14 protein-coding genes, 1 tRNA gene and 2 pseudogenes are annotated in these 19,425 nt (G+C 71.9%); 2 read left to right on the top strand and 15 right to left on the bottom strand.

What is annotated here, in order from left to right; all coding sequences use genetic code 11:
- Positions 1-111: 111 nt before the first annotated feature.
- The 13 genes from ABZ318_RS33045 to ABZ318_RS32985 all read right to left on the bottom strand — a co-directional run bounded on the left by ABZ318_RS33045 (position 112) and on the right by ABZ318_RS32985 (position 14,287).
- Complete coding sequence (locus ABZ318_RS33045) at positions 112-759, bottom strand: protein-tyrosine-phosphatase (RefSeq protein WP_356906127.1); 648 nt, start codon at positions 757-759, stop codon at positions 112-114.
- Positions 756-1,403 (bottom strand): L-threonylcarbamoyladenylate synthase, encoded by a 648-nt coding sequence (locus ABZ318_RS33040; RefSeq protein ID WP_356906126.1) that lies wholly within the window; start codon positions 1,401-1,403, stop codon positions 756-758. The genes ABZ318_RS33045 and ABZ318_RS33040 overlap by 4 nt, the downstream gene beginning before the upstream one ends.
- 34 nt (positions 1,404-1,437) lie before the next feature.
- The gene (gene prmC, locus ABZ318_RS33035; protein WP_356906125.1) at positions 1,438-2,283 is read right to left on the bottom strand and encodes a peptide chain release factor N(5)-glutamine methyltransferase; all 846 of its coding nucleotides are present in this window, start codon (positions 2,281-2,283) and stop codon (positions 1,438-1,440) included.
- Positions 2,284-2,326: 43 nt separating this feature from the next.
- Positions 2,327-3,403 carry a peptide chain release factor 1 gene (gene prfA, locus ABZ318_RS33030; RefSeq protein ID WP_356906124.1) on the bottom strand — a complete coding sequence of 359 codons (1,077 nt, stop codon included), beginning with the start codon at positions 3,401-3,403 and terminating at the stop codon, positions 2,327-2,329.
- 96 nt (positions 3,404-3,499) lie between these two features.
- On the bottom strand, positions 3,500-3,718 hold the full coding sequence (gene rpmE, locus ABZ318_RS33025; protein WP_030321069.1) for a 50S ribosomal protein L31: 219 nt from the start codon (positions 3,716-3,718) through the stop codon (positions 3,500-3,502).
- A 145-nt stretch (positions 3,719-3,863) separates the two neighbouring features.
- Positions 3,864-4,958 (bottom strand): LCP family protein, encoded by a 1,095-nt coding sequence (locus ABZ318_RS33020; protein ID WP_356906123.1) that lies wholly within the window; start codon positions 4,956-4,958, stop codon positions 3,864-3,866.
- Positions 4,959-5,163: 205 nt separating this feature from the next.
- On the bottom strand, positions 5,164-7,227 hold the full coding sequence (gene rho, locus ABZ318_RS33015; protein WP_356906122.1) for a transcription termination factor Rho: 2,064 nt from the start codon (positions 7,225-7,227) through the stop codon (positions 5,164-5,166).
- 419 nt (positions 7,228-7,646) lie between these two features.
- The gene (thrB, locus tag ABZ318_RS33010) at positions 7,647-8,564 is read right to left on the bottom strand and encodes a homoserine kinase (RefSeq protein ID WP_356906121.1); all 918 of its coding nucleotides are present in this window, start codon (positions 8,562-8,564) and stop codon (positions 7,647-7,649) included.
- A 283-nt stretch (positions 8,565-8,847) separates the two neighbouring features.
- Positions 8,848-9,918 (bottom strand): threonine synthase, encoded by a 1,071-nt coding sequence (gene thrC / locus ABZ318_RS33005; protein WP_356906120.1) that lies wholly within the window; start codon positions 9,916-9,918, stop codon positions 8,848-8,850.
- A 6-nt stretch (positions 9,919-9,924) separates the two neighbouring features.
- The gene (locus ABZ318_RS33000) at positions 9,925-11,217 is read right to left on the bottom strand and encodes a homoserine dehydrogenase (protein ID WP_356906119.1); all 1,293 of its coding nucleotides are present in this window, start codon (positions 11,215-11,217) and stop codon (positions 9,925-9,927) included.
- A gap of 142 nt (positions 11,218-11,359) precedes the next feature.
- Entirely contained in the window at positions 11,360-12,751 is a 1,392-nt protein-coding gene (gene lysA, locus ABZ318_RS32995; protein WP_356906118.1) for a diaminopimelate decarboxylase, read from the bottom strand.
- Positions 12,752-12,765: 14 nt separating this feature from the next.
- Positions 12,766-13,728: an ArgS-related anticodon-binding protein NrtL gene (gene nrtL, locus ABZ318_RS32990; RefSeq protein ID WP_356906117.1), complete on the bottom strand. Its 963-nt coding sequence runs from the start codon at positions 13,726-13,728 to the stop codon at positions 12,766-12,768.
- A gap of 70 nt (positions 13,729-13,798) precedes the next feature.
- Positions 13,799-14,287 (bottom strand): response regulator, encoded by a 489-nt coding sequence (locus ABZ318_RS32985; RefSeq protein WP_356906116.1) that lies wholly within the window; start codon positions 14,285-14,287, stop codon positions 13,799-13,801.
- A gap of 160 nt (positions 14,288-14,447) precedes the next feature.
- Here ABZ318_RS32985 and ABZ318_RS32980 point away from each other — a divergent pair.
- Positions 14,448-14,519, top strand: a tRNA-Arg gene (locus tag ABZ318_RS32980).
- Between the two features lie 30 nt (positions 14,520-14,549).
- On the opposite strand, the pseudogene ABZ318_RS32975 reads toward ABZ318_RS32980, so the two are convergent.
- A pseudogene (locus ABZ318_RS32975) lies at positions 14,550-15,091 on the bottom strand (hypothetical protein); the annotation flags it as partial.
- 93 nt (positions 15,092-15,184) lie between these two features.
- A complete protein-coding gene (locus ABZ318_RS32970) occupies positions 15,185-16,726 on the bottom strand; it encodes a M4 family metallopeptidase (protein WP_356906128.1) in 1,542 nt (513 codons plus the stop codon).
- Between the two features lie 1,526 nt (positions 16,727-18,252).
- On the opposite strand from ABZ318_RS32970, the pseudogene ABZ318_RS32965 reads away from it, so the two are divergent.
- Positions 18,253-19,425, top strand: a pseudogene (locus ABZ318_RS32965) (PBS lyase); the annotation flags it as partial.

The following is a 19,425-nucleotide window of genomic DNA, read 5'->3' as shown; positions in this document are numbered from 1 at the left end:
CCCGTGACGACCGCCTCGGCGCCGACCACGCCCACCTCGACCCGGGCCGTCAGTGCCGGCCGAGGCGCCCACCCGGGCCGTCAGTGCCGGCCGAGGCGCCCGCCCGGGCCGTCAGCGCTTGGCCGAGACGCCCGTCAGGGCCGTCACCACCGGGTCCAGCGCCTGGTTGATCTCGTCGCCGATCGAGCGGAAGAAGGTGATCGGGGCGCCGTACGGGTCGTTGACCTCGTCGGCGTCCACCGACGGGGCCAGGAGCCACCCGCGTAGAGCCGCGGCCGCGCGGACCAGGGCCCGGGCGCGTTCCACCATGCCCTCGTCGCGCGGGTCCGGGAGCGTGGCCGGGTCGATCGCGCGGACCAGGCGGGTGAACTCCTTCAGGGTGAAGGTGCGCAGACCCGCCGAGTGGCCCATCGAGATGACCTGCGCCCGGTGGTCGCGGGTCGCGGTCAGGACCAGGTCGGCGCGGATGACGTGCTCGTCGAGGAGCTCGCGGCCCACGAAACCGCTGTAGTCCGCGCCGAAGTCGGCGAGGACCAGTTCCGCGTTGGCCTCCATGGGGGCGCCCTCGTGGCCCCAGGTGCCCGCGCTCTCCACGATCAGGCCGCCGCCGAGGGGGTCGCCGAGGCGGTCGCTCAGGGCATGGCGGGTCAGCCGCTCGGTGATCGGCGAGCGGCAGACGTTGCCGGTGCTGACGTGGAGGATGCGGAAGGTTTCGCTGTCTTCGTGCCCCGCTATGCCACGCCCCTCAGGGGCGGTCAACTGGCCACCTCGAGGTCGGGTACGACCTTCCGGAGCTCCTCCGGGGAGAGCGCGCCCTCGCGCAGCAGCACCGGCACCTTGCCCGTGACGTCGACGATGGAAGAAGGAACGATTCCGGGCGTGGGGCCGCCGTCGAGGTAGACGGAGACGGAGTCGCCGAGCATCTGCTGGGCCGCGTCGCAGTCCTCCGGCGCCGGGTGGCCGGTGAGGTTGGCCGAGGTGACGGCCATCGGGCCGACCTCGGTGAGCAGTTCGATCGCGACGGGGTGCAGCGGCATCCGGATGGCGACGGTCCCCCGGCTGTCGCCCAGGTCCCACTGGAGGGACGGCTGGTGCCTGGCGACGAGGGTGAGCGCGCCGGGCCAGAACGCGTCGACGAGCTCCCAGGCCTGCTCGGAGAAGTCGGTGACCAGGCCGTGGAGGGTGTTCGGGGAGCCGATGAGCACGGGCGTGGGCATGTTGCGGCCCCGGCCCTTGGCGGCGAGCAGGTCCGCGACGGCCTCGCTGCTGAAGGCGTCCGCCCCGATCCCGTACACGGTGTCGGTGGGCAGCACGACGAGCTCGCCCCGGCGGACGGCGGACGCGGCCTCGCGCAGACCGGTCACGCGGTCGGTCGACTCGTTGCAGTCGTATCGCCGTGCCATCAGTTCCCGTCCTCCTCGTACACGTCGTACTTGGTCATGGCATCGCCTTGCGGGCGGTCGCGAACCGCGGCCGGTTGTTCAGGTCGGGGTGGTCGGCGGCGTCGACCCAGCCGGCCTCCTCGTTGAAGATCCACGGCACCTGGCCGCCCTGCGTGTCGGCGTGCTCGACGACGACGAGTCCCCCGGGCCGCAGCAGCCGGTGCGCCGTGCGCTCCAGGCCGCGGATGAAGTCGAGGCCGTCCTCGCCGGAGAAGAGCGCCATCTCCGGGTCGTGGTCGCGGGCCTCGGGCGCCACGTACTCCCACTCGGTGAGCGGGATGTACGGCGGGTTGGAGACGACCAGGTCGACCTGGCCGTCGAGCTCCGGCAGCGAGGTGAGCGCGTCGCCCTCGTGCAGCGTGACGCGGGAGCCCTCGACGTTCTTCCGGGTCCACGCCAGCGCGTCCTCGGACAGCTCCACGGCGTGCACCCGCGAGCGCGGCACCTCCTGGGCCAGCGCCAGCGCGATCGCCCCGGAGCCGGTGCACAGGTCGACGATGAGCGGTTCGACGACGTCCATGGCGCGTACGGCGTCTATGGCCCAGCCGACGACCGACTCGGTCTCCGGGCGGGGCACGAAGACGCCGGGCCCCACCTGGAGCTCCAGGTAGCGGAAGAACGCCCGCCCGGTGATGTGCTGGAGCGGTTCGCGCGCCTCGCGGCGGGCGATGGCCTCCCAGTAGCGGGCGTCGAAGTCCGCGTCCTTGACGTTGTGCAGCTCCCCCCGCTTGACGCCGTGCACGAACGCGGCGAGCTCCTCGGCGTCGAAACGCGGTGAGGGAACGCCGGCGTCGGCCAGCCGCTGGGTGGCCTGGGCCACCTCGGCAAGCAGCAGGTTCACGCTGGTCCTCCGTGGTGCGGGGGTGGGGCTGGCTTGAGGGGCCTTACGCTGCGGCGAGCTTCGCCGCCGAGTCGGCGTCGACGCACGCCTGGATCATGGCGTCCAGGTCGCCGTCGAGGACCTGGTCCAGGTTGTACGCCTTGAAGCCGACGCGGTGGTCGGAGATCCGGTTCTCCGGGAAGTTGTACGTGCGGATCTTCTCGGAGCGGTCGACGGTGCGGACCTGGCTGCGGCGGGCGTCGGCGGCCTCGGCCTCGGCCTTCTCCTGGGCGGCGGCGAGGAGCCGGGAGCGCAGGATGCGCATGGCCTGCTCCTTGTTCTGGAGCTGGCTCTTCTCGTTCTGGCAGGAGGCGACGATGCCGGTCGGCAGGTGGGTGATGCGGACGGCGGAGTCGGTGGTGTTGACCGACTGGCCGCCGGGGCCGGACGAGCGGTAGACGTCGATGCGCAGGTCGTTGGCGTGGATCTCGACGTCGACCTCCTCGGCCTCGGGCGTGACGAGCACGCCGGCGGCGGAGGTGTGGATGCGGCCGGCGGACTCGGTGGCGGGCACGCGCTGGACGCGGTGCACCCCGCCCTCGTACTTGAGCCGTGCCCAGACGCCCTGGCCGGGCTCGGTGGCGCCGTTGCCGCCCTTGGTCTTCACGGCGACCTGGACGTCCTTGTAGCCGCCGAGCTCGGACTCGGTGGCGTCGATGATCTCGGTCTTCCAGCCGACGCGCTCGGCGTACCGCAGGTACATCCGGAGGAGGTCGCCGGCGAAGAGGGCGGACTCGTCGCCGCCGGCACCCGCCTTGATCTCCAGGATGACGTCCTTGTCGTCGCTCGGGTCGCGCGGGACGAGGAGCAGGCGGAGCTTGTCGGTGAGCTCCTCCCGGTCCTTCTCCAGCTGCTTGACCTCGGCGGCGAAGTCGGGGTCGTCGTGCGCGAACTCGCGGGCGGTCTCGATGTCGTCACCGGTCTGCTTCCAGGCCCGGTAGGTGGCGACGATCGGGGTCAGCTCGGCGTAGCGCTTGTTGAGCTTGCGCGCGTTCGCCTGGTCGGCGTGGACCGACGGGTCCGCGAGCTTCGTCTCGAGGTCGGCGTGTTCGCCGACCAGTTCCTCGACCGCCTCGAACATCGGGGGCTCCTGGGGTTTTCGTCAGTTGCTACGGGACGGCAAAGCGCCGGTCCCGGCCGCCCGCGCGGGGCGGCCGAGGACCGGCGCAGGGGCTCGCTACTTGGCGGAGCCGGCCTTGCCGAAGCGGGCCTCGAAGCGGGCCACGCGGCCGCCGGTGTCGAGGATCTTCTGCTTGCCCGTGTAGAACGGGTGGCACTCGGAGCAGACCTCGGCACGGATGGTGCCCTCGGTGAGGGTGCTACGGGTGGTGAACGACGCGCCACAGGTGCAGCTGACCTGGGTCTCGACGTACTCGGGGTGGATCTCGCGCTTCAAGGTGTCTCCTAGTTTCGGGAGGGCGCCGGGTCGCCGCCGCGGGTTGCGGACAGCGTGAACCGGGGCCGACGTACCAGTCTGCCAGGACCGGCCGCATCTCCCAAAACGGGGGTCGGTCCGGAGGTATTCCCGGCCCTGCGACGGACTACTTCACGAGGCCGTCGGCCTTGCCGGTGGCGGTGTCCCTCGTGGCCGACGCGGGGATCGGCAGGTCGTTCCCGAGGGCCTTCCAGACCTGCCGGGACTGCGCTTCGAGGGGGAGGACGCGGTTGAGGTCCCGGGGGTCGTACTCGACGGGCAGGGTGACCATGTGGACGTCCCCCGCGCCGATGCCGGAGAGGCCCTTGGCGAAGCCCGTCAGCTTCTGGACCGAGTCGAGTTCGGAGTCGGGCGTGATGGCCTTGGTGGCGGCGTCGGCGAGGCCGTACAGCTTGGCCGGGTTGCTGAGGACGCCGACGCTCCTGACCTGGTCGATGAAGGCCTTCATGAAGGCCTGCTGGAGCTGGATGCGACCGAGGTCGCTGCCGTCGCCGACGCTCTTGCGGGTGCGGACGAGGCCGAGGGACTGCTCGCCGTCGAGGGTGTGCGTGCCCGGGGCGAGGTCGAGGTGGCTCTTGTCGTCCTTGATGGCCTGCGTGGTGGTGATCTCGACGCCGCCGAGCTCGTCGATGAGCTTCTTGAAGCCGGTGAAGTCGACCTCGATGTAGTGGTCCATGCGGATGCCGGACATCGACTCGACGGTCTTGACGGCGCAGGCGGGGCCGCCGACCTCGTACGCGGTGTTGAACATGGCCCGCCGCTCGCCGGGGACGGTGCCCCCCTGTCCGTCGGTGCAGGAGGGCCGGGTGACGAGGGTGTCGCGGGGTATGGAGACGACGCTCGCCTTCTTGTGGCCCTCGTAGACGTGCACGACCATCGCGGTGTCGGAGCGGGCGCCGCCCTCGTCCTCGCCGTACTCGCGGTTGTCGCCGGAGCGGGAGTCGGAGCCGAGGACGAGGATGTCGAGGGAGCCGTTGTCGACGTCGTGGGGGCGCTCGGTGCCGAGCTGGGCGTTGATGTCGACGCCCTGGAGGTTGCCGTCGAGCCTGAGGTACACGTAGCCGAGTCCGGCGCCGCCGAGGACGAGGACCGCGGCGGCCCCCGATATCAGGATCGGCGCCTTGCGTCGTCCGGCGGGCTGCTTGCGGCGGCGGCCGCTGCCCGCGCCCCGCGTGCGCCCGCTCTTGCTCTGCTCGGTCATCGTCTTCCCTCAGCCCTAGGATTCACCTTTTGTGACGGCGAAGCACCCGAAAGGGTTGCATACGGTCCTGTGAGGTTTGGGCGAGCTCCGGCCGGAAACGACACTGCGCCCACCGTGCGGGCACGGTGGGCGCAGTGGTTCACGCAGGTCACGACGGGGTTACGGGATCAGGGCCCGGCTCTCGTCGTGTGACGCGGCTCTCGCGTCAGTCGTTGTTGCCGGCTCCAGGGGTGGTCTTCTGGATCTGGAGCAGGAACTCGCCGTTCGACTTCGTCTGCTTGAGCTTGTCGAGCAGCAGCTCGATCGCCTGCTGCTGGTCGAGCGCGTGGAGCACGCGACGCAGCTTCCAGGTGACGGCGAGCTCGTCGCTGCCGAGCAGGATCTCCTCCTTGCGCGTGCCCGAGGCGTCGACGTCGACGGCCGGGAAGATGCGCTTGTCGGCGAGCTTCCGGTCGAGCTTGAGCTCCATGTTGCCGGTGCCCTTGAACTCCTCGAAGATCACCTCGTCCATGCGCGAGCCGGTGTCGACCAGCGCGGTGGCCAGGATGGTCAGCGAGCCGCCGTCCTCGATGTTGCGCGCGGCACCGAAGAAGCGCTTCGGCGGGTAGAGCGCGGTCGAGTCGACACCACCGGACAGGATGCGGCCGGAGGCGGGCGCCGCGAGGTTGTACGCGCGGCCCAGGCGGGTGATCGAGTCGAGCAGGACGACCACGTCGTGACCCAGCTCCACGAGGCGCTTGGCGCGCTCGATGGCCAGCTCGGCGACGGTGGTGTGGTCCTCGGCCGGACGGTCGAAGGTCGAGGAGATGACCTCGCCCTTGACCGACCGCTGCATGTCGGTGACCTCTTCCGGACGCTCGTCGACCAGGACGACCATCAGGTGGCACTCGGGGTTGTTGTGCGTGATCGCGTTGGCGATCGCCTGCATGATCATGGTCTTGCCGGTCTTCGGCGGGGCCACGATCAGACCGCGCTGGCCCTTGCCGATCGGCGACACGAGGTCGATGATCCGCGTGGTCAGCACGCCCGGGTCGGTCTCCAGACGGAGCCGGTCCTGCGGGTAGAGCGGGGTCAGCTTGTTGAACTCCGGGCGGCCGCGGCCGGAGTCGGCGGCCATGCCGTTCGCGGAGTCCAGGCGGACCAGCGCGTTGAACTTCTCGCGGCGCTCGCCCTCCTTCGGCTGGCGCACGGCGCCGGTGACGTGGTCGCCCTTGCGCAGGCCGTTCTTGCGGACCTGGGCGAGGGAGACGTACACGTCGTTCGGGCCGGGCAGGTAGCCGGAGGTCCGGATGAACGCGTAGTTGTCGAGGATGTCCAGGATGCCCGCGACGGGGATCAGGACGTCGTCGTCGGCGACCTGCGGCTCGCCGGCCTGGAAGTCGTCACGGCCACGACGGCCACGACGGTCGCGGTAGCGACCGCGACGACCGCGACGGCCGCCCGCCTCGTCGTCGTAGTCGTCCTGCGGACCGGCCTGCTGGCCGCCCTGCTGGCCCTGGCCGCCCTGCTGACCCTGGCCGCCCTGGCGCTGGCGCTGGCCGCCCTGGCCACCGCCCTGCTGCTCGTCGCCCTTGCGGTCGCGCTGGCGGTCACGGCGGTCACGGCGGTCGCCGCGCTCCCCGCGCTCGCCCCGCTCGCCGCGGTCGCGACGGCCTCGGCCCTCGACGCCGTCGGCGACGGCCTCGGCCTGCGGCTCGGCCTTGGCCTCGCGGGTCTCGGTGCGGGCCTCGGTCTTGACGACCTGGACGGCCTCGGCCTTGGCCTCCCCCTCCGGGGAACCGGCGGGGGCGGTGGCGCGACGGCGACGGCGCTCACCGGCCGGGGCGTCGTCGGTGGGGGCGCCTCCCTGGTCGAGCGCAGCCGAGGCCTTGGGGGAAGGCTGGCCCGGGATGTCGATCTGCTGCTGGGTGACGGCCTTCTCGGCCTTCTCCGCCTTGGGCGCGGCGGCCTCGGCGGCCTCGCCCGTGCGGGCCTTGGAGGTGGCGCGGCGCTTCGGCTTGGTCTCGGCGGCGTCGGCGGCCTTGGCGGGGGCGGCGGAGCCTCCGGCCTGCGCCTCCTTGATGACCTCGATCAGCTGGCTCTTGCGCATCCGCGCGGTGCCCCTGATGCCGAGGCCGGACGCGACCTGCTGCAGCTCGGCCAGGACCATGCCCTCGAGGCCGGTGCCGGAGCGGCGGCGCCGTGCGGTGCCGGTGGCACCTGCGGCGGGCGCGGCGGTGTCGACACTGTTGTCGGCAGTCACGCCCATCAGATCGGTGGTGTCGCTCACGAAGGGTCCTTCCCTGGAGCGGACGTCGGCCATCTGGCTCGGCGACCGGTTGTGCTGTCCGGCAGGGTCCTGGTTCGTGGACCGTGTCCGGGGCGGTGGTCCCGCCGGGTACGGCGGAGAGAGAAAACGTGCTGTGGGTCCGGCCCGAGCGCCCCCTGCTCGGCCCTCGGCTCGAAAGAAGAGCGAGGGGTGTCGTGCCGGTTCCGGAGCGTGCTCGAAACTGCTCAGGCAGGCTGCTCAGGCAGTTGGGGAGGCTCCCGGAAGAAGGGTGGTCCCTGATGGGGACACTCCGCACCGCTCCACAAAGAGGTCGGGTGCAGACTTGAGGTTAACACTACCGGCTCCAACAAACATTCCCCCTCTCCCTCACCGGCAATCTCCTGTCCGAGGCGCTGCCCGGCGCCCCGGCCGCCACACGCCTAGGGCGCCAGCGGCAGGACACTCGCTCCGGACGCGTCGAGGTCGAGCCGGTTCGCGGCCCAGCCCTCGCCCGCGAGGCGGGCGACCTTGTCGGCCGTCCCGTGTTCGGCCAGCGCGAGGACCGTGGGGCCCGCGCCGGAGATGACCGCGGGGACGCCGTCCGCGCGCAGCCGGTTCACGAGGGCGATGCTCTCGGGCATCGCGGGGGCCCGGTACTCCTGGTGCAGCCGGTCCTCGGTGGCCGCGAGCAGCAGCTCGGGGCGGCGGGTCAGGGCCTCGACGAGGAGGGCGGCGCGCCCGGCGTTGGCGGCGGCGTCCACGTGCGGGACGGTGCGCGGCAGGAGTCCGCGGGCGGTCTCGGTCAGTACGGGCTTTCCGGGGACGAAAACCACCGGAACGATGGAATCCGAGGGGTCCATCCTGATCGCCCGCGCGGCGCCGGCCTCGGTCCAGGCGAGCGTGAATCCGCCGAGCAGACAGGCGGCGACGTTGTCGGGGTGGCCCTCGATCTCGGTGGCCAGCTCCAGGAGGGCGGCCTCGTCGAGCTTGGCGTCCCCGCCTATGGTCACGGCGCGGGCGGCGACGATGCCGGCGCAGATGGCGGCGGAGGAGGAGCCGAGGCCGCGGCCGTGCGGGATGCGGTTGGCGCAGACGACCTCGAGGCCGCGCGGCTGTCCGCCGAGCAGGTCGAAGGCCGTGCGCAGGGAGCGTACGAGCAGGTGGCTCTCGTCGCGCGGGAGCGTCTCGGCGCCCTCACCGGCGATGTCGACGTGCAGCCCGGAGTCGGCGACCCGGACGACGACGTCGTCGTAGAGCCCCAGCGACAGGCCGAAGGCGTCGAAGCCCGGGCCGAGGTTGGCGCTGGTGGCGGGGACGCGCACCCGTACGGCGGCGGCGCGGAACGCTGGACCGGCCATCGCTCGTTGACTCTCCTTGATCGCGAAAACGGTGTTTCAGACAACGGGTATTCAAGAGAAGTACTCGGGGACCCGGGGGCCGTTTCGGCCGCGGGGGGCGACAACGGCAACGACACCGCGCATATGCGTCGGGGCGGGTTCGGTACAGCCTATCGAAGGAAGGTTCCGTGGCGACATAGGGCGCACAGGAGGCGCACGATGCGTGTCGCGAGCCATCCTGTGCGCCTATGTAGGTTCCTGATCGGGTTTCACCCGATCAGGAACCGGTGGGCCTTGGCTGTTTTCAGGCCAGACCGAGGCGCTCGGCGGCGGTCGCGGCGTCGACCGGGACGGTGACCGGCTGCGGCGCACCGGCGACGGCCCAGTCGGGGTCCTTGAGGCCGTTCCCGGTGACCGTGCAGACGATCCTCTGGCCGGGGTCGACCTTGCCCTGCGCGGCGGCCTTCAGCAGACCGGCGACCGAGGCGGCCGAGGCGGGCTCGACGAAGACGCCCTCCTGAGCGGCCAACAGGCGGTAGGCCTGCAGGATCTCACGGTCCGTCACCTCGTCGATGAAGCCGCCCGACTCGTCGCGCGCGGCGATCGCGTAGTCCCACGAGGCCGGGTTGCCGATGCGGATCGCGGTGGCGATCGTCGACGGGTCCTTGACGACCTCGCCGCGCACGAGCGGGGCGGAGCCGGAGGCCTGGAAGCCCCACATGCGCGGGCGGTGGGTGGCGAGACCGTCCTCGGCGTACTCGCGGTACCCCTTCCAGTACGCCGTGATGTTGCCCGCGTTGCCGACCGGCAGGACGTGGATGTCGGGGGCGTCGCCCAGCATGTCCACGATCTCGAACGCGGCGGTCTTCTGGCCCTCGATGCGGACCGGGTTGACCGAATTGACCAGCGCCACCGGGTAGTTCTCGGAGAGGCTGCGGGCCAGGGTCAGGCAGTCGTCGAAGTTGCCGTCGACCTGGAGGATCTTCGCACCGTGCACGAGGGCCTGGCCCATCTTGCCGAGCGCGATCTTGCCCTGCGGCACGAGGACGGCCGAGACCATGCCGGCGCGGACCGCGTAGGCCGCCGCCGAGGCGGAGGTGTTGCCGGTGGAGGCGCAGATGACCGCCTTGGCGCCCTCCTCCTTGGCCCGGGTGATGGCCATGGTCATGCCCCGGTCCTTGAAGGAGCCGGTGGGGTTGGCGCCCTCGACCTTGAGGTGCACCTCGCAGCCCGTGCGCTCGGAGAGGACCTGAGCGGGGACGAGCGGCGTGCCGCCCTCACGGAGCGTGACGACCGGCGTCGCGTCCGTGACCGGAAGGCGGTCCCGGTACTCCTCGATGATGCCGCGCCACTGGTGGGTGCCCTTGTGGGTCATGGGTCCTTACTCCCCTTCAACACGCATGATGCTGGCGACACCGCGCACGGTGTCGAGCTTGCGCAGCGCCTCGACGGTCCCGGAGAGGGCGGCGTCGGGCGCGCGGTGGGTGACGACGACGAGGGAGGCCTCGCCGTCCTTGCCCGTCTGACGGACGGTGTCGATCGACACGCCGTGCTCGGCGAAGACCGTCGCGACCTGGGCGAGGACGCCCGGCTTGTCGGCCACGTCGAGGCTGATGTGGTACCGCGTGACGACCTCGCCCATGGAGCTCACGGGCAGCTGGGTGTACGCGGACTCGCCGGGGCCCGTCGCCTCGTTGAGACGGTTGCGGCAGACGGCGACGACGTCGCCGAGCACGGCCGAGGCGGTCGGCGAGCCGCCCGCCCCGGGGCCGTAGAACATGAGCTGCCCGGCGGCCTCCGCCTCGACGAAGACCGCGTTGTACGCCTCGCGGACGGAGGCGAGCGGGTGGCTGAGCGGGATCATCGCGGGGTGCACGCGCGCGGTGACGGACCCGCCGTCGGCGGCCCGCTCGCAGATCGCGAGCAGCTTGATGGTGCAGCCCATCTGCTTGGCGGAGGCGAAGTCCGCGGCGGTGACCTCGGTCATGCCCTCGCGGTAGACGTCGTCGAGGCGCACGCGCGTGTGGAAGGCGATCCCGGCGAGGATGGCGGCCTTGGCGGCGGCGTCGAAGCCCTCGACGTCGGCGGTCGGGTCGGCCTCGGCGTAACCGAGGGCGGTGGCCTCGTCGAGCGCCTCGGAGTACCCGGCGCCCGAGGTGTCCATCTTGTCGAGGATGAAGTTGGTGGTTCCGTTGACGATGCCCATCACCCGGTTGATCTTGTCGCCGGCGAGGGACTCGCGCAGCGGCCGGATGAGGGGAATGGCCCCCGCGACGGCGGCCTCGTAGTACAGGTCCTGCCCGTGCTGCTCGGCGGCGGCGTACAGGCTCGCGCCGTCCTGGGCCAGCAGCGCCTTGTTGGCCGAGACGACGGAGGCGCCGTGCTCGAAGGCGGTGGTGATGAGGGTGCGGGCCGGCTCGATCCCGCCGATGACCTCGACGACGACGTCGATGTCCCCGCGTTTGACCAGGGCGGTCGCGTCGGTGGTGATCAGCTCGGCGGGGACTCCCCCGCGGACCTTGTCGGGCCGGCGGACGGCCACGCCGGCGAGCTCGACCGGCGCGCCGATGCGCGCGGCGAGGTCGTCGGCGTGCGTCGTCATGATGCGCGCCACCTCTGAGCCGACCACTCCACAGCCCAGCAGCGCCACCTTCAGCGGACGCGTACGCATCATCCGACCTCGTTTCTCGTACTACTTCGTCGTCGTATTTCTACGGTGGAACCAGTCTCACTCACCGGACGGGGGATTCAGCCCCTCGTCCGGATCCTGAGACATCTATTTCATCACTCGACTATTTCACCACGCGACGATTTCCTCAGCCGACGTCGAGACGCAGGAGATCTTCCTCCGTCTCACGCCGGACGACGACCCGCGCCTCGCCGTCGCGGACGGCGACGACGGGCGGCCGCAGCGCATGGTTGTAGTTGCTGGCCATGGAGCGGCAGTACGCGCCGGTGGCCGGCACGGCGATGAGGTCGCCGGGCGCCAGGTCCGAGGGCAGGAAGGCGTCCCGTACGACGATGTCGCCGCTCTCGCAGTGCTTGCCGACGACGCGGGAGAGCATCGGCTCGGCCTCGCTGGTCCGCGAGACGAGGCTCACGCTGTACTCGGCGTCGTAGAGCGCGGTGCGGATGTTGTCCGACATGCCGCCGTCGACGCTCACGTACGTCCGCAGCCCTTCGAGCGGCTTGACGGTGCCGACCCGGTACAGGGTGAAGGCGGTGGGGCCCACGATGGCCCGCCCCGGCTCGACGGAGATCCGCGGGGTCCGCAGCCCGGCGGCCTCGCACTCCCGCGTCACGATCTCGCTCAGCGCCTTGGCGATCTCGTGCGGCTCGCGCGGGTCGTCCTCGGACGTGTACGCGATGCCGAGCCCGCCCCCGAGGTCGATCTCGGGCAGCTCGACGCCGTGCTCGTCCCGCACCTCGGCGAGCAGCTGGACGACGCGCCGCGCGGACACCTCGAACCCGGCCATGTCGAAGATCTGCGACCCGATGTGGGAGTGGATCCCGATGAGCTCGAGCCCGTCGAGCTTGAGCGCCCGCCGCACGGCCTCGGCGGCCTGCCCGCCGGCCAGCGCGATGCCGAACTTCTGGTCCTCGTGGGCGGTGGCGATGAACTCGTGCGTGTGCGCCTCGACACCGACGGTGACGCGGATCTGCACCCGCTGGCGCTTCCCCAGCGCCTGCGCGACGTGGGCGACCCGCACGATCTCCTGGAAGGAGTCGAGCACGATCCGCCCGACCCCGACCTCGACGGCCCGGCGGATCTCTTCCTCGCTCTTGTTGTTCCCGTGGAAGGCGATGCGCTCGGCGGGCATCCCGGCGGAGAGCGCGGTGCTCAGCTCCCCACCGGAGCACACGTCGAGATTCAGCCCCTCCTCCTTGAGCCACCGCACGACGGCCCGGGAGAGGAACGCCTTCCCCGCGTAGAAGACGTCGGCGTCCTTGCCGAAGGCGTCGGCCCAGGCGCGGCAGCGGGCGCGGAAGTCGGCCTCGTCGAGGAAGTAGGCGGGCGTGCCGAACTCCTCGGCGAGGGCGTCGACCGCGATCCCGCCGACGGTGGCGACCCCGCGCTCGTCCCGGCCCACGGTCCGGGCCCAGACCTTGGGGTCGAGGTGGTTGAGGTCGGCGGGCGGCGCGGAGTAGTGCCCCTCGGGAAGGACATCGGCGTGACGGGGCCCGGCGGGGTGGGCGGAACGGCTCATGACGACTGGCTCTTTCAGATCTGGTCGGGTGCGCTGATGCCGAGCAGGGACAGGCCACCGGCGAGCACCGTCCCGGCGGCTTCGGCGAGCGCGAGCCGGGAGCGGTGGGCGGCCGAGGGTTTCTCGTCGCCGAGCGGCAGCACGGTGTGCTGGAACGCGAGCAGCGCGTCGGCGGTGGCTTCCAGGTGCCGGGCGACCCGGTCGGGGGCGCGGTGGCGGGCGGCGGCGAGGAGGACGGCGGGGTGGTCGCCGAGGACGCCGAGGAGCTCGGGTGCGTGGACGTCGGCATCGTACGAAGGGGTGAAGCCGAGCTGCAGCGCATTGACGAGCAGCCGCTTCACGCGCGCGTGGGCGTACCGCACGCGGAAAAGGGGATTGCGCTCGTGCTGGACGAGGAGGGAAGCCCCGTCGAGGACCCGATCGTGGCTCGCGGCCCGCAACAGAGCCCACCGCCCCGCGTCGACACCGAGGAGATCGGGCCGGTACTCCCCACCCCGCACGGGGATCCGCTCGTCCCCGCCGAAGGAGGCATCGGCCCCCTGGCTCCGGAGCAGCCGCAGCACGACTTCGGTCACGACCGAGGCGCGCCCCTGGGGCACCTCGGCGAACCGCACGACGGTCCCGGCGAGAGCGGTGCCGTGCCCGTACGCGAACCCGGCGTCCCGGATCGCCCGTACGAGATCACCACCGGCATCGGCGCGAAGGGTGAAGTTCAGAAATCCGGGCCCGGTGATGTCGACGGCGAGGATCCCGGGGCTCTCACGGAGCCGCTCCCGAAGGATTTCCGCGACGTCGAGGGGGGTGCGCCCGGCGGGCCGGGCAAGGCTGAGCGCGACGCTGCTGGCGTACTCCCCGGTCCCACCGGGCCGGGCCCGCTCCACCTTCACCCGCGGGGGGACGTCGACCCGCAGCGCACCGTCGTCGACCGCACGGCGCACGGCGTGCTGCACGGTGAGGGAGAGGTCCGCGGGGGTCACGGGACCAGCCTAGGGGAGGAGGGGGGTCGGAACGCGAACCGGTTTCGCCATGCGGGACCGCGACCTCAGATCACCTGGCGCGCGCTCCCGGCACGTCGGCGCACCGGTCGTCCTGCTCCCGCAGCCCCTCGACTGCGGCAGGTTCCTCTCCCCCGTCGGGGCCGGCCGCCTCGGGACGCTCCCGCCGCTCGCGGTGCATCAACTGCCGCACCACGCGCACGAGCTCCGAGGGCTCGAAGGGCTTGGCGAGAAAGGCGTCGACCCCGGAGGCGACACCACCGACCTCGCGCTCGCCGCAGGCGCTGATGATCGCCACCGGCAGATGACTGGTCCGCGGGTCGGACCGCAGCCGCTCGGCCGTCTTGATCCCGTCCAAGCGGGGCATGACGACGTCCAGGGTGACGACATCAGGACAGACCTGATGCACGACATCCAGACACTCGGCACCATCGGCCGCGGTCACGACCTCGAACCCCTCGAGCTCGAGATTGACCCTGATCAACTGGCGGATCACCTTGTTGTCATCGACAACGAGCACCCGACCGGACACGCCTGACACACGAACGAGAGTAGGCCGCCCCCCACGGCTGCGTCCGGGTTTTACCCACTTCTGACCCGTGCGGGCGACCGACCCCCCGGTGACGCCCTGGAAATACCTGTTCACAGGCACGCCCGGAGAGCTGGTAGGGTTCTACCCGTCGCCGAGAAACACGGCGGACGCCCCCGTAGCTCAGGGGATAGAGCAACGGCCTCCGGAGCCGTGTGCGCAGGTTCGAATCCTGCCGGGGGCACTTCGCAGGAAGTGCCAAGAGACCCCGTGATCAGCGGAAACGCTGAGCGCGGGGTCTTGTTGTATGTGCGGGCGTGCCGTATGCCGTCATCGACGTACGTGGTGAAGTCGTCCGGTGTGCCGAGGCGGTGGTGGCGGTCGCGGATGCTCACCAGCAGGCTGACGAGCCGCTCGTGGGGGCGTTGCCGGTCTGGTGGGTGAGCGTGGCGGCCCGGGCGGCGGCGCGCAGCTGCTGGTAGGTGAGCAGGGTGCGGCGGGCGGAGAAGTGGTCGCGGCGTCGGGAAGCCGGCCCGTCCGTGTGTAGTGGTCGACGAGGGCGGTGTCGGCCGCGGCGAGGTCCTCGGTGGCGCGGATGCCGCGCTCGGCCCGTTCCAGGGCTTCGGCGGTACGGCCGGTGGTGTCCGGTTCCCGGGCGATGAGCAGGTGGGTGCGGCCGTTCGGTGCGAGGTCGGCGGCGTGCACGGCGATCACCGCGTCGACGTCCCGGCCCGACTTCGCCAGGCGCTGCATCAGGTGCTTCTCCGCCCAGCCGGTGCGGTTCGCCTTCCATGCCTGGACACCGCGTCGACGCAACCGAGCCCGCGCCCGCAGGGCGGTCCCGGCAGGCGGAGGGCCCCGCCCCGGCGGGTGTGCCGGGGCGGGGCCCTCCGTCTGTGTCAGGTGCGGTTACTTGACGTTGATCGCGTTCCAGGCGGAGGCGACCGCGTTGTACTGGGTGCTGCCGGTGCCGTAGAGGTCGGCGGCGGCCGAGAGGGTGGCCGTGCGGGCGCCCGCGTAGCCGGTGGAGGAGGTCATGTAGGTGGAGAGGGCCTTGTACCAGATCTTGTACGCGGCCTGGCGGCCGATGCCGGTCACCGTGGAGCCGTCGTAGGTCGGCGAGTTGTAGGCGACGCCGTTGATGGTCTTCGAACCGCTGCCCTCGGAGAGCAGGTAGAAGAAGTGGTTGGCCGGGCCCGAGGAGTAGTGGACGTTCAGGCGGCCGACCGACTTCGACCAGTAGTCGGCGGACTTGCCGTCCTTGCTGGGCTTGTCCATGTAACGGAGCGGCGTGCCGTTGCCGTTGATGTCGATCTTCTCGCCGATGAGGTAGTCGCCCGCGTCGGCGGAGTTGTTGGCGTACCACTCGACCGAGGTGCCGAGGATGTCGGAGGTCGCCTCGTTCAGGCCGCCGGACTCGCCGCTGTAGCGGAGGTTGGCGGTGGAAGCGGTCAGACCGTGGGACATCTCGTGGCCGGCCACGTCGAGGGACGTGAGCGGGTGGGTGTTGCCGATGCCGTCGCCGTAGGTCATGCAGAAGCAGGAGTCGTCCCAGAACGCGTTGACGTACGCGCTGCCGTAGTGGACGCGGGAGTAGGCGGCGACGCCGTCGCCGCGGATGCCGAGGCGGCCGAGCTCGTTCTTGTAGAAGTCCCAGGTCACCGCCGCGCCGTAGTGGGCGTCCGCGGCCGCCGTCTCGCGGTTGCTCGCGAGGCCGTTGCCCCATGTGTCCGTGGAGTTGGTGAAGAGCGTGCCCTGGCCGGACGTGCCGCCCTTCAGGTCGTACGTCTTGTGGCCGCCGCGCGTGGCGTCGGTCAGGGTGTACGAGCCCGAGGTGCCGAGGGTGACCTGGCCGGCGTACATGGTGTTGCCGACGCCGGTCTCGATCGTCTCGGTGGAGAACAGCTCCTTGCCCGTGGTGGCGTCGGTGACGACCTGGCGGCGGCTCGGCGTGCCGTCCTTCTGAACGCCGGTGACGAAGGTCTCCCAGGCGAGGACCGGCTTGCCGGTGGCCGCCCAGATCACCTTGCGGGCGGAGGCGACGGCCTCCTTCGCGTTGGCGGCGGAGGCGAGGGCGGCCTTGCCGGCGGCGGCGCGCTCGACGGCGGGCGTCGTGCTCGCCACGGATATGCGGGCCGAGGTCGCCTTGGTGGTGGAGCGGGCGCCCGACTTCTTCTGGTGGACGACCAGGTCGCCACCGAGGACCGGGAGGCCCTCGTAGGTGCGCTCGTAGCGCGTGTGGACGGTGCCGTCCGCGTCCTTGACGACGTCCCGGACGACCAGCTTCTCCTGGGCCTGCAGGCCGATGGCCCGGGCGGTGGCCGCGGCCTCGCCCTGCGCCTCGTGGATGGCGGCGGCGCGCTGGGGGCCGGACAGCTGGACCGCCGTGGCACCGGCCTCACGCTGGGTGTCGGCGTTGGCGGATCCGGTCTGGACACCGACGACGACCATGGCGGCCGAGGCGATCAGCGCGGCGGCTCGGGCGGTGGTGCGGCGGGACGAAGACTGCTGGCGGGTCACGCGGGCTCCTTCGCTGAAAAGCGTGGGGATTGTGGGGGTGGGGGTGTTGCGGCTGTGAGCGTGCCAGCGAAATCGCCTGTTTGACAGGTCTGCAACAAGAATTTGACCATGTGTTGCCCGAAGGACGGTGAACTCTGTTCGCTATGCGGCGAGTTCGGGGGCATCGCGACCCCCTCTGCCCAGATTCGGGCAGCACGAAGCCCCCTGGAGGGGCCACTGGGGGGCTTGGGGTTCTCTGGGGCGTTTGAGTGATGCGTGAACTTCTGGGGCAGTTGAGTGACGGACCGCTCTCGGGTCGGGACGCTTCAGGCCGTGCGCTGCGCCGCCCCTTTCGGAGGCCCTGCCGACCCCGCTCCGCTCGCCGTTCTCATGGGCGACATCGCGCCACGTATGGAGCGGTACGGGGCCTCATGAAGCCGCTCTTCGCGCCCGAACGGGCAGGAGTCGTCCCATGACCGGAGCCCGGGGGCGGTGGGGAGGGTGAGCACGCGGGCGGTGCAGAGGGTGGGAGTGGGGGTGGTGGGGGTGGTGCGGCTTCGGATCGTGGGGTGGTGGGGCCGGGCCCGCCCGCCCCGGCCGCCCCGCCCCCGGCGGGCCGGTGGTCGTGCCGGCGTCGTCCGTCGCACGTCATGCGCCCCGGCCCGCCGCCGAGATCCCCGCGCAGGCGGGGCCGCCCCGGGAGCTGCGGTGCTCCCTCAAGCCGGTCGGGTTCCGCCGAGCCGGACGGGTTCCGCACCCTGGCCTTCGGCCTCGACGCCGGCCAGGTCGTCCTCCGCTCCCGCTCCCGCCGGGACCTGACCTCCGAGTTCCCCGACATCGCCGCGCACCTGCGGGGCGCGGGCGTCGAGGGCGTCGTCGTAAAGCGGCTCGACCCGCCCTGCCGGGCGGGCTCCACCCGGGCCTGGCGCGAGATCCGCCACGCGGACAGGAGCGGTGCCCCGCCGCTCGCTCTCGTCGGCCCGCCCGCGCGGCCCCGGGCGCCTGCCGTACAGATCCCCGACGGCCGCGCCCCGACCACCCCGCCCCGGCTGGCCCCGGCACAGTCCCGCGAGTTCGGGGAGCCGGCGGGCGATCGCGCGGGGCCCCTCGTGGAGGACCCGGAGCACGGGCCGGCGCGGTGGGTGGACCCGCCGCTCCCGGTCGAGCTGCGCCGGGCCGGGGGCGGCGCGAGACGGCGGCGTTCGTCCGCGTCCGCTCGGAGGGGTGGGGGAGGAGGAAGGGCAAGGGCGGGTGAGGGGGCTCGCGCCGTGCGCGGCGGCCCCGCCCCCTTCGTACGGCACCGGCGCGCCGCCCGTACGGACACCGACCGCAACTGCCTTGCTCCGCAGCGTACATGGCGCAAAGAGACCGCAACGGGCGCTCCGGGCAAGGCAGGTGTGGACGGTTCGGCTTTGTTGTCCGTCCTGTGGTGCACACTTGCTGCCTGGCACAGCGCTCACGGGGAAGGCGGCCTGGCAATGCTGACGGGGATCGAGGAGGTCGACTGGGCCTCGCTGGGGCACGCGTACGGCCCCGCGGACGACGTGCCGGAGCTGCTCCGCGGACTCGCCTCCGCCGACCCCGCGGAGCGGGAGACCGCCCTCGACGGCATGTACGGCGCGGTGCACCACCAGGGCGACGTGTACGACTCGACGCTCGCCTGCATCCCCTTCCTCCTCGAACTCGTCGCCGACCCCGGCGTCCAGGACCGGGGCTGCATCGTCGAGCTGCTCACCAGCATCGGCGGGATCGAGCTCGACGACGACGAGGAACTGGACGAACTCGGCTCCGACGACGAGGAGTTCATCCCCGCCGCCAACTACGCGATGGCCGCCGCCGCCATCGCCGCCGGAGCCGACGTCTTCCTCGGCCTCGTCTCGGACCCCGACCCCGAGGTGCGGCTCGCCGCGCCGTGCGCGCTCGCCTCGCTGCACCCCGAGCCCGCCCGGGTGCTGTCCCTGCTGCGGGAGCGGCTCACCGTCGAGCGCGACACCGAGGTGCGGCTCGCGCTGGTGGCCGCCGTCGGGCGGATCGCCCTGCGGCACGCCTCGCTGCGCGCCGAGACCGTCGACTGGCTCGACTGGCTCGCCCGCGCCGCGCAGGACCCCGGGCTGCGGCTCGCGGCCCTCGCGCAGCGGGCGCGCTGCGCGCCCGGCGACATCCCGGACGACGTGGTGCCGTGGGTGACGGGGCTCCTGGAGGAGATCCGGACCTCGGCGAACCGTCCGACCGCCCCCGGCACGGAGCGGACCGCGACCCCGACCCTCATCGGACAGGTCCGCGAGCTCCTGGAGGAGCACGCCGCAGGCCGGCCCGCCCCGTGGACCGAGGAGCTGCTGCGGACCCTGCACGCGGCGCTCGACGACCGGGTCGACGACCGGATCGCGCTGATCCTCGCCCAGCTGCGCAGCCCCGACTGGGGGCAGCGCTCGGACGCGATCTGGATGTGCGGCGGTTTGATACGGGTCTGGCGCGGGCGGTACGAGGAGGTCGTCCGGCTCGTCGGCGCCCAGCTCCAGGACCCGGAGCCCCGGCTCCGCGAGGCGGCCACGTCCTTTCTGGAGCGGCTCTTCGAGCTCGGCGCGCCAGACCCGTATCAAACCGCCGCACATCCAGATCGCGTCCGAGCGCTGCCCCCAGTCGGGGCTGCG

Source organism: Streptomyces sp. NPDC006197, assembly GCF_040613865.1.
Taxonomy (GTDB): Bacteria; Actinomycetota; Actinomycetes; order Streptomycetales; family Streptomycetaceae; genus Streptomyces.
Note: the sequence above shows the minus strand (reverse complement) of the source record. Positions and strands in the feature narration are given on the sequence as shown.

Coding starts and splice junctions, on each gene's coding strand:
- thrB (WP_356906121.1), bottom strand. CDS start 8,564: ATGGCCGGTCCAGCGTTCCGCGCCGCCGCCGTACGGGTGCGCGTCCCC.
- ABZ318_RS33040 (WP_356906126.1), bottom strand. CDS start 1,403: ATGGCACGGCGATACGACTGCAACGAGTCGACCGACCGCGTGACCGGT.
- thrC (WP_356906120.1), bottom strand. CDS start 9,918: ATGACCCACAAGGGCACCCACCAGTGGCGCGGCATCATCGAGGAGTAC.
- ABZ318_RS32970 (WP_356906128.1), bottom strand. CDS start 16,726: ATGGTCGTCGTCGGTGTCCAGACCGGATCCGCCAACGCCGACACCCAG.
- ABZ318_RS33000 (WP_356906119.1), bottom strand. CDS start 11,217: ATGATGCGTACGCGTCCGCTGAAGGTGGCGCTGCTGGGCTGTGGAGTG.
- ABZ318_RS33020 (WP_356906123.1), bottom strand. CDS start 4,958: ATGACCGAGCAGAGCAAGAGCGGGCGCACGCGGGGCGCGGGCAGCGGC.
- prfA (WP_356906124.1), bottom strand. CDS start 3,403: ATGTTCGAGGCGGTCGAGGAACTGGTCGGCGAACACGCCGACCTCGAG.
- lysA (WP_356906118.1), bottom strand. CDS start 12,751: ATGAGCCGTTCCGCCCACCCCGCCGGGCCCCGTCACGCCGATGTCCTT.